This is a genomic window from Kitasatospora aureofaciens (genome assembly GCF_001188955.3).
GTDB classification, from domain to species: domain Bacteria; phylum Actinomycetota; class Actinomycetes; order Streptomycetales; family Streptomycetaceae; genus Kitasatospora; species Kitasatospora aureofaciens.
On record NZ_JPRF03000044.1, the window covers coordinates 1 to 15,206 of the forward strand.

The 15,206-nt window shown below is 75.5% G+C and carries 5 protein-coding genes; all 5 read left to right on the forward strand.

The features are described from left to right. A partial coding sequence (locus HS99_RS27940) for a non-ribosomal peptide synthetase (protein WP_063737945.1) occupies positions 1 to 6,224 on the forward strand: 6,224 nt, incomplete at its 5' end. Between the two features lie 71 nt (positions 6,225 to 6,295). Next, positions 6,296 to 13,372: a non-ribosomal peptide synthetase gene (locus tag HS99_RS27945; RefSeq protein WP_267885583.1), complete on the forward strand. Its 7,077-nt coding sequence runs from the start codon at positions 6,296 to 6,298 to the stop codon at positions 13,370 to 13,372. A gap of 91 nt (positions 13,373 to 13,463) precedes the next feature. Next, complete coding sequence (locus HS99_RS27950) at positions 13,464 to 13,670, forward strand: MbtH family protein (RefSeq protein WP_030289532.1); 207 nt, start codon at positions 13,464 to 13,466, stop codon at positions 13,668 to 13,670. A 34-nt stretch (positions 13,671 to 13,704) separates the two neighbouring features. After that, positions 13,705 to 13,953, forward strand: coding sequence for an acyl carrier protein (locus tag HS99_RS27955; RefSeq protein ID WP_030289534.1), 249 nt, complete (start codon positions 13,705 to 13,707; stop codon positions 13,951 to 13,953). Continuing rightward, positions 13,950 to 15,182: a beta-ketoacyl-[acyl-carrier-protein] synthase family protein gene (locus HS99_RS27960; protein ID WP_030289536.1), complete on the forward strand. Its 1,233-nt coding sequence runs from the start codon at positions 13,950 to 13,952 to the stop codon at positions 15,180 to 15,182. Before HS99_RS27955 ends, HS99_RS27960 begins: the two co-directional genes overlap by 4 nt. The last annotated feature ends 24 nt before the right edge of the window (positions 15,183 to 15,206 follow it).

The following is a 15,206-nucleotide window of genomic DNA, read 5'->3' on the forward strand; positions in this document are numbered from 1 at the left end:
GACAATGGCTGCCGCTGGACGTCCGGGCCCCGGCCGCCCGCGGCGCGGCACTGGTCGAGGCCGCGGGCGCCGCCGTCCTGCTGCACGGCGAGGACCAGCAGCCGTACGTCGACACCCTGCTCGGCGCACTGTCCGAGGGCCACCCCGCCGTCCTGGTCCTCGACGACGCCCGGGACGAGGAACTGCTGCCGGCCGCCGGGGGCCCCGCCGAGCTGGCGTACGTCATCTACACCTCGGGCTCCACCGGCCGGCCCAAGGGCGCCATGGTGCACCGCGACGGCATGGTCAACCACCTGCTCGCCAAGCACGCCGACCTGGAGCTGTCCGAGGCCGACACCGTGGTGCACAACGCCCCGGTGACCTTCGACATCTCGGTCTGGCAGATGCTGAGCCCGCTGGTCGCGGGCGGGCGGCTGCGGGTGGTCTCCCGCGAGCTCGCGGCCGACCCCGGCGCGCTGTTCGCGCTCGCCGACACCGAGGGCGTCACCGTGCTGGAGGTCGTCCCCTCGCTGCTGCGCGCCGCCCTGGACTCCTGGGAGGCCGGCGCGCCGGTGCCCCCGCTGTCCGCGCTGCGCAAGCTGGTGGTCACCGGCGAGGCGATGCCCGCCGACCTGGCCCGCCGCTGGTTCGCACTGCGGCCCGGCATCCCGCTGGTCAACGCCTTCGGGCCGACCGAGTGCTCGGACGACGTCGCCCACGCCCTGATCGGCTCCCCGGCGGAGCTGGACTCGGTGCGCGCCCCGATCGGCCGCCCGGTCCGCGACACCCGGCTGTACGTCCTCGGGGACTCGCTGCAGCCCGTACCGGCCGGGCAGCCCGGCGAGCTGTACGTCGGCGGGCGCGGCGTCGGCCGCGGCTACCTGAACGACCCGCGGCGCACCGCCGGAGCGTTCGTCGCCGACCCGTACTCGGACGAGCCCGGCGCCCGGATGTACCGCACCGGCGACCGGGTGGTGCACCGGACGGACGGGCAGCTGGAGTTCCTCGAGCGGGTCGACCACCAGGTCAAGATCCGCGGCCACCGGATCGAGCCCGGCGAGGTCGAGGCCGCGCTGCGCGCCGTCCCCGGCGTGGCCGACGCGGTGGTCACCGTCGCCCGGGACCCTTCCGGCGGCGCCCGGCTGGTCGCCCACCTCGCCGGCGGCGCCGACCCGGCCGCCGTCCGCGCCGAACTGGCCCGGACGCTGCCCGACTACATGGTCCCGGCCGTGCTGGTACCGATGGCGGCGCTGCCGCTGACCCCCAACGGCAAGGTGGACCGCAAGGCCCTGCCGGTGCCGGACTTCGGCGCGCTGCGCCGCGAGCGGCGGGCCCCGGCCACCGAGCGCGAGGCGCTGCTGTGCGCGCTGTTCGCCGAGGTGCTGGAACTCGACGAGGTCGGCGCCGACGAGGACTTCTTCGCGCTCGGCGGGCACTCGCTGCTGGCCGGCCGGGTGGTCACCGCGCTGCGCGCCCGGCTCGGCGTCGAGCTGCCGATCCGCACCCTGTTCGAGGCGCCCACCCCGTTCGCCCTGGCGCTCGCCCTGGACGGCGCCGAACCGGCCCGGGAGGAGCTGGTGGCCGGCCCGCGGCCGGAGCGGATCCCGCTCTCCCCCGGGCAGCAACGACTGTGGTTCCTCTCCCAGTTGGACGCTGCCGGCGCCACCTACCACCTCTCCCACGCGGTCCGGCTGACCGGCGCCCTGGAACGGGCGGCGCTCGCCGAGGCGCTGGCCGACGTGGTCGCCCGGCACGAGAGCCTGCGCACCGTCTTCCCCGCCGAGGACGGACGCCCGCACCAGCGGGTGCTGCCGGTCGGCGAGGCCGGCCCGGAGCTGCCGGTCGTCCCGTTCACCGGCCGCACGGCCGAGGAGCTGGACGCCGAACTGGCCGCCCGGGCCGGCACGCCCTTCGACCTGGCCGCCGAACCGCCGCTGCGCGCGGTGCTGTTCGAGACCGGCGTCGAGGAGCACGTGCTGCTGCTGGTGCAGCACCACATCGCGGCCGACGGCTGGTCGGTGCGCCCGCTGGTCGACGACCTCCAGGCCGCCTACCGCGCCCGGCTGGCCGGCGGCGCCCCGGAGTGGGCCGAGCTGCCCGTCCAGTACGCCGACTACACCCTCTGGCACCGTCGACTGCTCGGCGATCAGGACGACCCGGGTTCGCTGATGTCCCGCCAGCTCGACTACTGGGCCGGACAGTTGTCGGACCTCCCGGAGGAGCTGTCGCTGCCCGTCGACTTCCCGCGCCCGGCGGTGCCCAGCTACCGGGGCGCCACCGTGCCGCTGCGGCTGGACGCGCAGGCGCACCGCGCCCTGGCCGAGCTGGCCCGGGAGTCCGGCGCCAGCCCGTTCATGGTGGTGCAGGCGGCACTCGCCGTGCTGCTCGGCAAGCTCGGCGCCGGTACGGACATCCCGGTCGGCACCCCGGTGGCCGGGCGCACCGCCGAGGCCCTGGACAGCCTGGTCGGCTTCTTCGTCAACACCCTGGTGCTGCGCACCGACCTCTCCGGCGACCCGACCTTCCGCACCCTGGTCGGCCGGGCCCGGGAGACCGTCCTGGCCGCCCTGGCCCACCAGGACGTGCCCTTCGAGAAGCTGGTCGACCGGCTCGGCGCCGGCCGCTCGCTGGCCCGCCAGCCGCTCTTCCAGGTGATGCTGGCCTTCCAGAACAACGCCGGGGCCCGCCCCGAGCTGCCCGGCCTGACCGCCGAGGTCAGCCCGGTCGGCACCGGGACGGCCAAGTTCGACCTGGCCTTCGAACTCGTCGAGCAGTACGACGGGTCGGGCGAGCCGGACGGCCTCACCGGCACCCTGGAGTACAGCACCGACCTGTTCACCGAGCGGACCGCCCGCGGCCTAGCCGACCGGCTGGCCCACCTGATCGGCCTGCTCACCGGCGAGCCCGACCGGCCGCTCAGCGGACTGGACGCCCTACTGCCCGAGGAGCGCGAGCTGCTGCTCGGCTCCTGGAGCGGGGCCTCGATCCCGACCACCGTCGGTGCCGTCCACCTGCCCGCGCTGTTCCAGGCGCAGGCGCACCGCGCGCCCGAGCGGCCCGCGCTGCGCTGGTTCGAGGACGGCGCGGTGCGCGCCGAGGTCGGCTACGGCGAGCTGAACGAGCGCGCCAACCGGCTCGCCCACCACCTGATCGCCCTGGGCGCGGGCCCCGGACGGATCGTCGCCCTGGCGCTGCCGCGCACGGTCGACGCGGTCGTCGCGGTGCTCGCGGTCCTCAAGACGGGCGCGGCCTACCTGCCCGTCGACCCGGCGTACCCGCGAGAGCGGATCGCCTACCTGCTCGAGGACTCCGCCCCGCTGGCGGTGCTCAGCCACGGCTCGGTGGCCGGACGGCTGCCCGAGCAGCAGGCCGCACCCGTGCTGCTGCTGGACGACCCGGCGACCGCCGCCGCGATCGCCGGAGCCCCCGCGCACGACCCGGAGGACGCCGAGCGGGTCGCCCCGCTGGGCCCGGACCACCCGGCGTACGTGATCTACACCTCCGGCTCCACCGGCCGCCCCAAGGGCGTGCTGGTGCCGCACCGGGCGGTGGCCGCGCTGGCCGCCGAGCACGACCGCTTCGGCGTCGGCGAGGGCACCCGGCTGCTGCAGTTCGCCTCGTTCAGCTTCGACGCCGCCGCCTGGGAGCTGCTCACCGCGCTGCTCACCGGCGCCGTCCTGGTGCTGGCCGCGGAGGCCGACCGGGCGCCCGGCGAGCCGCTCGCCGAGCTGGTCGCGAAGGCCGGCATCGAGGTGGTCTGCCTGCCGCCGACGGTGCTCGCCGCCTGGCCGGTCGGGCTGCCGATGCCCGACGGCCTGACCCTCATCACGGCCGGCGAGGCCTGCCCGCCCGAGCTGGTGGAGCGCTGGTCCGCGGGCCGGCGGATGCTCAACGCGTACGGCCCGACCGAGACCACGGTCTGCGCCACCGTCAGCGAGCCGCTGGCCGGAGCGGTCAAGCCGCCGATCGGCCGCCCGCTGGCCGGCGCCCGGGTGTACGTGCTGGACGAGGCCCTGCGGCCCACCCCGCCCGGCGTGATCGGCGAGCTGTACGTGGCCGGCGCCGGGGTGGCCCTCGGCTACCTGCACCGGCCCGAACTCACCGCCCAGCGCTTCACCGCCGACCCGTACGGCGGCCGGGATGACCGGATGTACCGCACCGGCGACCTGGTGCGCTGGACGGCCGACGGCCAGCTGGACTACGTGGGCCGGGTCGACGAGCAGGTCAAGCTGCGCGGCTTCCGGATCGAGCTCGGCGAGATCGAGACCGCGCTGCTCGCCCGGCCGGGCGTGGAGCAGGCCGCCGCGGTGGTCCGCGAGGACCGCCCCGGCGACAAGCGGCTCGTCGCCTACGTGACCCCGGCCGACCTGCCGGTCGGCGAGCTGCGGGCGGCGCTCGCGGCGGAGCTGCCCGACTACCTGGTGCCCTCCGCGTTCGTCCCGCTGGAGACCCTGCCGCTGACCGGCAACGGCAAGCTGGACCGCCGGGCGCTGCCCGCGCCCGACTACGCCGCCGCCTCCACCGGCCGCGCCCCGGCCGACGCCCGGGAGGCCGCGTTCTGCGCGGTCTTCGCCGAGGTGCTCGGACTGCCCGAGGTCGGCGCCGACGACGGGTTCTTCGACCTGGGCGGCGACAGCATCGTCTCCATCCAGCTGGTCAGCCGGGCCCGCGCGGCCGGGCTGGTGGTCACCGCGCAGGACGTCTTCACCCACCGGACCCCGGCGGCGCTGGCCGTGGTGGCCCGCGACGGCGAGGACGAGGGGGCCGTCGCCACGGTCGGCACCGATGACGGCGTCGGCCCGCTGGGGCAGCTGCCGATCGGGCACTGGCTGCGCGAACTCGGCGGACCGGTGAACGGCTTCCACCAGGCCGTCCTGGTCCGCACCCCGGCCGACGCCACCCGGGAGTCGCTCACCGCGGCCCTGCAGGCGCTGCTGGACCACCACGACGGGCTGCGGATGCGGCTGCTGCCGGACTGGTCGCTGCTGATCACCGAGCCCGGCACGGTGGACGCCGGCGCGCTGCTGCGGATCCTCGAGGGCCCGGCCGCCGACTGGCCCGCCGAGGCGGTCGCCGCCCGGCAGCGGCTGGCACCCGGCCAGGGCCTGATGGTCCAGGCGCTCTGGCACCCGGGCGCGCCCGGCGAGAGCGGCGAGCTGCTGCTCACCCTGCACCACCTGGTGGTGGACGGGGTGTCCTGGCGGGTGCTGCTGCCCGACCTGGCCCGGGCGCACGCGTCCGTCCTGGCGGGCGAGCCGGTGCGGCTGCAGCCGGTCGGCACCTCGCTGCGGCACTGGTCCGGGCTACTGGAGCGGACCGCGGGCACGCCCGAGCTGCGCGCCCAACTCGACTGGTGGCGCACCGAGTCGGCCGGCGAGGAGGCCCCGCTGGGCCACCGGCCCGCCGACCCGGCGGTGGACACCTTCGCCACCGCCCGTACGCTGCACCGCACCCTGGACGCCGACACCACGGCGGCGCTGCTCACCGAGGTCACCGGGGCGTTCCACGCCGAGGTGAACGACGTGCTGCTGACCGCCCTGGCACTCGCCGTCGCGGACTGGCGGCGACGCACCGGACGGCCACAGGGCCCGGTGCCGGTCGAGCTGGAGGGCCACGGGCGCGAGGAGTTCGCCCCCGGCGTGGACCTGTCCCGCACGGTCGGCTGGTTCACCACCGCCTACCCGCTGCGGCTGCACCCCGGCCCGGTGGACCTGGCCGAGGCGCTGTCCGGCGGCCCGGCCGCCGGACACAGCCTCAAGCTGGTCAAGGAACACCTGCGGATGGTGCCCGGACACGGGCTCGGCTGGGGCCAACTGCGCTATCTGGACCGCGCCGAGGCGCTGTCGGGAGCGGCCCGGCCGCAGCTCGGCTTCAACTACCTGGGCCGGATGCCCGCGCCCACCGGCGAGGACTGGTCGCTGACCGAGCAGTCCGCCGCCCTGGCCGCCGGGGCCGACCCGGAGATGCCGCTGCCGCACGTCCTGGACGTCAACGCGGTGACCGAGGACGGCCCGGACGGCCCGCGGCTCAGCGCCCGCTGGACCTGGGCCGGCCAGGCCCTGCCGCAGGCCGACGCCGAGGACCTGGCCGAGAGCTGGTTCCAGGCCCTGCGCGCCCTGGTGCGGCACACCCGGGAGCCCGGTGCCGGCGGCTGGACGCCGTCCGATCTCGACCTGGTGGCACTCAGCCAGGACGAGATCGACGAATTCGAGGACGAGATGGACGACTGGGGGGACGAGCTGTGACCACGGCCTCGGCCGAGCCCCGCGCCGGGCGACGACCCGGGCGGAGCTCCAATCTGAGCGACATCCTGCCGGTGGCACCGCTGCAGGAAGGGCTGATGTTCCACGCGCAGTACCACCGCGAGGGACTCGACGTCTACACCGTGCAGTTGGTGATGGACCTGGCCGGCGAGCTGGACCCGGCGCGGCTGCGTGCCGCGGTCACCGCCCTGCTGGAGCGCCACCCCAACCTGCGGGCGGCCTTCCGCTACCGCAAGAACGGGGACCCGGTGCAGGTCGTGCCGCGCGAGGTCGCGCTCGACTGGCGGGAGGTCGACCTCCGGGGCGACGAGGACGCCGAGCAGCAGAGCGAGGGGATCGCCGAGCGCGACCGGCTGCGCCCCTTCGACCTGGCGCGCCCGCCGCTGCTGCGCTTCAGCCTGCTGCGGCTCGGCGATCTGGAGCACCGCCTGGTGCTGACCGCCCACCAGATCCTGTTCGACGGCTGGTCGATGCCGATCGTGGTGCGCGAGCTGTTCGCCTGCTACGCCGATCGCGGCCTCTCCCTGCCGCGCCCCGCCCCGTACAAGTCCTACCTGGCCCACCTGGCCCGGCAGGACAGGGCGGCGGCCGAGGCGGCCTGGACGGCCGCGCTCGACGGCTTCACCGAGCCCACCCGGCTGTCCGGCGCGACCGCCGGCACCGGGTCCACCCGGCGCGGCATGCCCGGCGAGCACGCCGTCGAGCTGGACGAGCGGGAGTTCGCCGCGCTCACCGGCTGGGCCCGCAGCCGCGGCCTGACCGTCAACACCGTGGTGCAGGGCGCCTGGGCCACCGTGCTGGGCACCCTCACCGGGCTGCGCGACATCGTCTTCGGCGGCACCGTCTCCGGCCGCCCCCCGGAGCTGCCCGGGGTCGAGGGCATGGTCGGGCTGTTCATCAACACCCTGCCGGTGCGCGTCGACCTGGACCCGGCGCAGAGCTTCACCGAGCTGCTGTCCGCCCTCCAGGACCGCCAGTCCGCCCTGCTGCCGCACCAGCACCTGGGCCTCAACGCCATCCAGCGCCTGGCCGGGGTCGGTGACCTCTTCGACAGCGTGCTGGTCTTCGAGAACTACCCGCTCGACCCGAAGGCGCTGGCCGGCGAGGTCGCCGGGCTGCGGCTGACCGGCCTGCGGGCCGGCGACGCCAACCACTACCCGCTCAGTCTGATGGCCCTTCCCGGCGAGCGGCTGCGGCTCCAGGTCGGCTACGACACCTCCCGGTTCACCCCGGCCGAGGCCGCCGTCGTCGCCGAGCGACTGCTGCACGTGCTGCGCACCGCCCAGGCCGAGCCGGACCGCCCGCTCGGGCAGCTGGACCTGCTGCTGCCCGGCGAGCGCGCCCGGCTGGCCGTCACCGCCCCGGAGCCGGCCGGGGCCGACCCGTGGACGGACGTGGTGGCGCGGGTCCAGGAGTTCGCCCGCACCACCCCGGCCGCCGTCGCCGTCTCCGACGGCACCGAGCAGCTGACCTACCGCGAGCTGGCCGGCCGGGCCGGCGCCCTGTCCCGGGCGCTGCTCGACGCGGGCGCCGCGACCGGACCGGTCGGCGTGCTGGCCCAGCCCGGCTGCGGCTTCGTCACCGCCGTCCTGGGCGTGCTCGGCGCGGGCGCGGCCTGGCTGCCGCTGGACGTCGCCGCGCCGGTCAGGCGCGGCGCCGTGCTGGCCGCCGAGGCGCACGTGAGCGCGCTGGTGGTCGGCCCCGACGAGCATGCCATGGCCGCCGAACTGCTGGCCGGGGCCGGGCTGGACGTCCCGGTGCTGGAGCCGGGCCCGGCCGTCGCCGAGGAGCCGCCGGCCCCGCGCGGCGCCGGCGACGACCTGGCGTACGTCATCTTCACCTCGGGCTCCACCGGACGCCCCAAGGGCGCCATGGTGCACCGGGCGGGCATGGTCAACCACCTGTTCGCCAAGATCGACGACCTGGAGCTGGACGGGCACACCGTGCTGGTCCACAACGCCCCGGTCACCTTCGACATCTCGGTCTGGCAGATGCTCGCCGCGCTGGTCGTCGGCGGGCGCCTGCGGGTCACCGGCCGGGAACTCGCCGCCGACCCGCAGGCGCTGTTCGGGCTGGTCGCCCCCGAGGGCGTCACCGTGCTGGAGGTCGTCCCCTCGCTGCTGCGCGCCGCCCTGGACAGCTGGGACGACGGCGCCCAGCCGCCCGTCCTGGACGGCCTGCGCAAGCTGGTGGTCACCGGCGAGGCGCTGCCCGCCGACCTGGCGCACCGCTGGTTCGCCCGCTACCCGGCGATCCCGCTGGTCAACGCGTACGGGCCGACCGAGTGCTCGGACGACGTGACGCACGCCGTGATCGGCTCCCCCGCGGAGCTGGACTCGGTGCGCGCCCCGATCGGCCGGGCGGTGCGCGGCACCGGCCTGTACGTCCTGGACCACGCGCTGCGCCCGGTGCCGGACGGCGTCCCCGGCGAGCTGTACGTCGGCGGGCGCGGCGTCGGCCGCGGCTACCTGGACCAGCCCGGCCGCACCGCATCGGTGTTCGTCGCCGACCCGTTCAGCCCGCTGCCGGGCGCGCGGATGTACCGCACCGGCGACCGGGTGATCCGCCGGACGGACGGGCAGCTGGAGTTCCTGGAGCGGGTCGACCACCAGGTCAAGATCCGCGGCCACCGGATCGAGCCCGGCGAGGTCGAGGCCGCGCTGCGCTCGATCGAGCGGATCGGCGACGCCGTGGTGGTGGTCCGCCGCGGCGGGGCCGGCGACGCCCGGCTGGTCGGCTACGTCACCGGCGACCTCGACCCGGCCTGGGGTCGGGCGGCGGCCGCCGCGATCCTGCCCGAGTACATGGTGCCCTCCGCCCTGGTGGTGCTGGACGCCCTGCCGCTGACCCCCAACGGCAAGGTGGACCGCAAGGCGCTGCCCGAGGTCGACCTCTCCTCGGCCACCGGCCGCGGCCCGCGCACCCCGCAGGAGGAGGTGCTGTGCGCCGCCTTCGCCGAGGTCCTGGACCTGCCGAAGGTCGGCATCGACGAGGACTTCTTCCAGCTCGGCGGCCACTCGCTGCTCGCCACCCGGCTGGTCAGCCGGGTACGCACGCTGCTCGGTGCCGAACTGCCGATCCGCACCCTGTTCGACGCGCCCACGGTGGCCGCGCTGGCCGGGCGGCTCACCCAGGACGCCGACCGCCCCGCGCTGACCGCCGGGGAGCGACCGGAGCTGCTGCCGCTGTCCTACGCCCAGCAGCGGCTCTGGTTCCTGGACCGGCTGGAGGGCCCCTCCGCCACCTACAACCTGCCGTGGACGCTGCGGCTGCGCGGCCCGCTGGACCGCGCGGCGCTGACCGCCGCGCTGACCGACGTGGTCGAGCGGCACGAGAGCCTGCGCACCGTCTTCCCGGACCGCGACGGGCTGCCCTACCAGCGGGTCCTGTCCGTCCGGCAGGCCGCCGTCGAGCTGCCGGTCCGTGAGCTGGACGAGACCGAACTCTCCTCGGTCGCCGAGGAGTTCGCCACCCGAACCTTCGACCTGGCGAATCGCCCGCCGATCCGGGCCACGCTGCTCGCGGCCGGGCCCGAGGACCACCTGCTGGTCGTGGTGATCCACCACATCGCCGGTGACGGCTGGTCCAACGGCCCGCTCGCCCGCGACCTCTCCACCGCCTACGCGGCCCGGCTGGCCGGCCGCGCGCCCGCCTGGACGCCGCTGCCGGTGCAGTACGCCGACTACGCGCTCTGGCAGCGTGAACTGCTCGGCGAGGAGGGCGACCAGGAGTCCCTCATCGCGCGCCAGACCGCCTACTGGAAGGAGCAGCTGGCCGGGCTGCCGGAGGAGCTGCAGCTGCCGGTGGAGACCGCCCGGCGGGCCACCGCCGGCTACCGCGGCGCCAGCGTCCGCTTCGCCGTCCCGGCCGAACTGCACCACCGGGCGGCCGCGCTGGCCCGGCAGAGCGGGGCGAGCCTGTTCATGGTGCTCCAGGCCGCGCTGGCCACCCTGTACGGCAAGCTCGGCGCGGGCGAGGACATCCCGCTCGGCACCCCGATCGCCGGCCGCACCGACGACGCGCTGGACGACCTGGTCGGCATGTTCGTCAACACCCTGGTGCTGCGCACCGACCTGTCCGGCGCGCCGACCTTCCGCGAACTGCTGGAGCGGGTCAAGGCCACCGACCTGGCCGCCTACGCCCACCAGGACCTGCCCTTCGAGAAGCTGGTCGACGCGCTCGGCCCCGAGCGCGCCCCGGCCCGCAACCCGCTGTTCCAGACCCTGCTGGCCCTGCACAACAACGCCGCCGCCCGGCTGGAGCTGCCCGGCATCACCGCCGAGGCGGGCGCGGCCGAACTCGGCGTGGCCCGGCTCGACCTCTGCTTCGAACTCGCCGAGGTCTCCGGACCGGACGGCCCCGGCGGGCTGGAGGGGCGGCTGGAGTACAGCACCGACCTGTTCAGCGCGGCCGGCGCCCGGCGCCTGGCCGACCGCCTGGTGCACCTGCTGGGCGTCCTGGTCGACCAGCCGGACCGGTCGATCGGCGCAGCCCCGGTGCTGCTGCCCGGCGAGCAGGAGGAGCTGCTGGCCCTCGGGACCGGCGCCGCCGCCCGGGGCGACGGGCAGCCGCTCGCCACCCTGCTGGAGGCCACCGCGGACGCCCACCCGGACGCGATCGCGCTCGAACACGCCGACCAGCGGCTCGGCTTCGCCGAGCTGCACCGCCGGGCCAACCGGCTCGCCCGCACCCTGGTCGCCCAGGGCGCCGCGCCGGACCGGCTCGTGGCGATCGCGCTGCCGCGCTCGGTCGACCTGGTGGTGGCCGCGCTCGCGGCGGTCAAGACCGGGGCCGCCTACCTGCCGATCGACCCGTCCTACCCGGCCGACCGGATCGCCGGGATGGCCAAGGACGCCCGGCCGGTGCTGACCGTGACCCTGACCGGGGTGGCCGCGGCCGTCCCCGGCCTGGACAACGGCCGGCTCCTGCTGCTGGACGACCCGGCCACCCGCGCGCTGGTCGACGGCCAGGACGCGGACCACCTGCGCCCCGCCGAACTCGCCGGGCCGGTACGGCCCGAGCACGCCGGGTACGTCATCTACACCTCGGGCTCCACCGGCCGCCCCAAGGGCGTCGTGGTGCCGCGCGGGGCCCTGGTCAACCACCTGTACGACCTCACCGAGCGGGTCGGCCTGGCCCCCGGGCGCACCCTGCTGGCCGTCACCACCTTCGGCTTCGACATCGCCAACCTGGAGCTGTTCGGCCCACTGCTCAGCGGCGCCCGGCTGGTCCTCGCCCCGCACGACACGGTCCGCGACCCGGAGCTGCTGGCCGAGCTGACCCTCGCCACCGGGGCGGACGTCATGCAGGCCACCCCGACGCTGTGGCACGCGCTGGTCACCGCCCGGCCCGACGCGCTGGCCGGGGTGCACGTGATGACCGGCGGCGAGGCCCTCAGCCCGGCCCTGGCGGCGGCGCTGACCGGCGCCGCGGCGAAGGTCAGCAACCTGTACGGCCCGACCGAGACCACCATCTACTCGGTCGGCGTCGACCTGGCGCCCGACCACACCGGCACCCCGCCGATCGGCCGCCCGCTGGCCGGCAACCGGGCCCTGCTGCTGGACCCCGCGCTGCGCCCGGTACCGCCGGGCGTGGTCGGCGAGCTCTACCTGGCCGGTGCCGGCCTCGCCCGGGGCTACCTGGACCGGCCCGGCCTGACCGCCGAGCGCTTCACCGCCGACCCGTACGGGCCGCCCGGCTCGCGGATGTACCGCACCGGGGACCTCGCCCGCTGGCGGCCGGACGGCTCGATCGACTACCTCGGCCGGATCGACCACCAGGTGAAGATCCGCGGCTTCCGGATCGAACTCGGCGAGATCGAGGCGGTGCTGACGGATCATCCGCTGGTTGAGCGGGCCTCCGTGACCGACCGGGAGGACTCCCCGGGCGAACGCCGGCTGATCGCCTACCTGGTGCCCGCCGGCCCCGAGCGGCCCGAACCCGCCGCGCTGCGCGCCCACTTGGCGGCCGTACTGCCGGAGTACATGCTCCCGGCCGCGTACGTCCCGCTGGAGGCGCTGCCGCTCACCCCGAACGGCAAGGTGGACCGCAAGGCGCTGCCCGCACCCGGGGCCGGGGACCGGGCGGTGGCCCGCTCGGACGGCCGCGCACCCAGCGGACCGGTGGAGCTCGCGCTCGGCCGGGTGTTCGCCGAGGTGCTCGGACTGGACCGGGTCGGCGCCGAGGACGGCTTCTTCGATCTGGGCGGCGACAGCCTGAAGTCCATCCAGCTGGTCAGCCGGGCCCGCGCGGCCGGGCTGGAGCTCACCCCGGCCGACGTCTTCGCGCACCGCACGGTGGCCGGGCTGGCCCTGGTGGCCGGCGCCGTCGAGGGCACCGGTGCGCCGGAGGACCCGTTCGCGCCCGTCCTGGCGATCCGGCCGACCGGCACCGCCCGTCCGGTGTTCTGCGTGCACGGCGCGGTCGGACTCGGCTGGCCCTTCCTGACCCTCGCCGCGGAAATTGACGCGGACATTCCCGTGTACGCTTTCCAGACCGGTGGGGTGCGCTCCCCGGAAAAGGCCCCGGAGTCCGTCCGGGAAATCGCCGGAAAATATCTCGGCGAAATGCTGGAAATCCAACCGCAGGGGCCCTATCGTATTCTCGGCTGGTCGTTCGGGGGGCTTGTCGCCCACGAGATCGCGGTCCAGCTGCAGGCCCGCGGCGAACAGGTCGAACTGCTCGCCGACCTGGACGGCTACCCCGGCAGCGGCTCGCCCGCCGAGGACGTGCCGGACGACCGGGCCGTCCTGGCCGAACTGCTCCAGCGGGCCGGCCTCCCCGGCGAGGGCCCGGTCGACCCGGGCACCGCCCGCGAGCGCCTCGCCGAGGCCGGCAACGCGCTCGCGGAGCTGGACGAGACCGAACTGACCAGGCTGCTCGGGGTGATCCGCACCCACAGCCTGCTGGGCGACGCCCACCGCCCCGGCCGCTACCAGGGCGACCTGCTCCTGTTCGCGGCCACCCGCGGCGTCGCCCCCGGCGACCCGGACGAGGAGTCCTGGCGGGAGCACGTGACCGGCCGGATCCTGCGGCACCCGGTCGACAGCGACCACGACTCGATGCTCGAGCCGACCCCGGCCGCATTCATCGGAAAGACCCTGTCGGCCGCCCTGCGGAAGTCGGACTGAAAACAGACGGCAACCGCCCCGGACAATTCCGCCCCGGGGCCGCCGCGCCCGGGCAGAAGACGTTCCCGGGAATTCCGAAAGGACCAGAATCATGAGCAACCCGTTCGACGACGAGCAGGGCACCTTCCTCGTACTCGCCAACCACGAGAACCAGCACAGCCTGTGGCCCGCCTTCGCCGAGGTCCCGGCCGGCTGGCGGACCGTCAAGGGCGCGAGCACCCGGCAGGAGGCGCTCGACCACATCGAGCGCACCTGGACCGACCTGCGCCCGCAGAGCCTGATCGACGCAACCGCCTGAGCACCACCCAACCGACACCCCTGAGGAGCACACCATGAGCGCTGTCGCCATCGACGAGGCCAAGGTCCGCGAGATCGTCGCCGACTGCCTGGACCTCGAAGTCGAGGAGCTGACCCTGACCGACCACTTCATCGACCACTACGGCGCCGACTCGCTGAACGCCATCGAGGTCCTCGCCCGCCTCGAGAAGGAGTTCCACGTCACCATCCCGCAGGAGGAGCTGGCCAACATGGTCAACCTGTCCGCCGTGCTGGAGGTCCTGTCCCGGGCGAACGCGCGATGAACGAACCCCAGCGCGTGGTGGTGACCGGCATCGGCGTCCTGTCGAGCATCGGCAACGGGGTCGAGGAGTTCACCTCGGCCCTGCGCGAGGGCCGCTGCGGCGCCGGTCCGATCACCAGCTTCGACACCACCGGCTTCCTCCGGACCTTCGGCCACGAGGTCGACGGCTTCCGGCCGGAGCAGTGGATCCACCGCCTCCCGGTCGAACAGCTCGGCCGCGCCACCCAGTTCGCCGTCGCGGCGGCCCGGATGGCCGTCCAGGACGCAGGCCTCGACGAGCAGGAGCTCGCCGGACTGCGCGCCCAGATCACCGTCGGCACCACCGACGGCGAGGCCGCCGAACTCGACAAGATGATGGCCGAGTCGGTGGCGAAGGGCCCGGAGCACCCGGCGGACCAGCTGGTGGCCGGCCGGCTGCCGTCCCACCAGCTGGCCCTGGCCATCGCCCGGGAGCTGCGGCTCCCCCGGGCGGTCCCGGCCGTCCTCGGCACCGCCTGCGCGGCCGGCAACTACGCGATCGGCGACGGCTTCGACGCCGTCCGCAGCGGCGAGGCGGACATCGCCGTCGTCGGCGGCGCGGACGCGATCTGCCGCCGCACCTTCGCCGGGTTCAGCCGGCTCGGCCTGGTCTCCTCGGACTTCTGCCGTCCGTTCGACGCCGACCGGGAGGGGCTGCTCACGGCCGAGGGCGCGGGGGTCCTCGTCCTGGAGACGCTCGAATCCGCCCGGCACCGCGGCGCCCGGATCTACGCCGAACTGCTCGGCTACGGGCTCAACTGCGACGCCCACCACCCGACCGCACCCGACCAGGCCAGCGTCGCCCGCTGCATGGAGCTCGCGCTCGCCGACGCCGGGGTCAAGGCGAACGAGGTGGACCTGGTCTCCGCCCACGGAACCGGCACCCCCACCAACGACATCACCGAGACCCGTGCGATCCGCGAGGTCTTCGGCGACAACCCGCCGCGCACCGTCGCCCTCAAGGCGATGCTCGGCCACTCCATGGGCGCGGCGAGCGCGCTCGGCGCGGCCGCCTCGGCGCTCGCGCTGGCCCACGGGTTCGTCCCGCCCACGGTCAACCACCGCACCACCGACCCCCAGTGCCAGATCGACTGCGTGCCCAACCACTCCGTCCCCGCGGACCTCCGGGTGGTGGTCAACAACGGCCTGGCCTTCGGCGGCAACAACGCCTCCGTCGTCCTGGGGCGCCACGACGAGGAACTTGTTCGATGAGCGAGCGCAGCGAGCGAACCATCA

Excerpts from the sequence above, each read along its gene's own strand:
- HS99_RS27950 (WP_030289532.1), top strand. The coding sequence starts at position 13,464 with ATGAGCAACCCGTTCGACGACGAGCAGGGCACCTTCCTCGTACTCGCC.
- HS99_RS27955 (WP_030289534.1), top strand. The coding sequence starts at position 13,705 with ATGAGCGCTGTCGCCATCGACGAGGCCAAGGTCCGCGAGATCGTCGCC.
- HS99_RS27960 (WP_030289536.1), top strand. The coding sequence starts at position 13,950 with ATGAACGAACCCCAGCGCGTGGTGGTGACCGGCATCGGCGTCCTGTCG.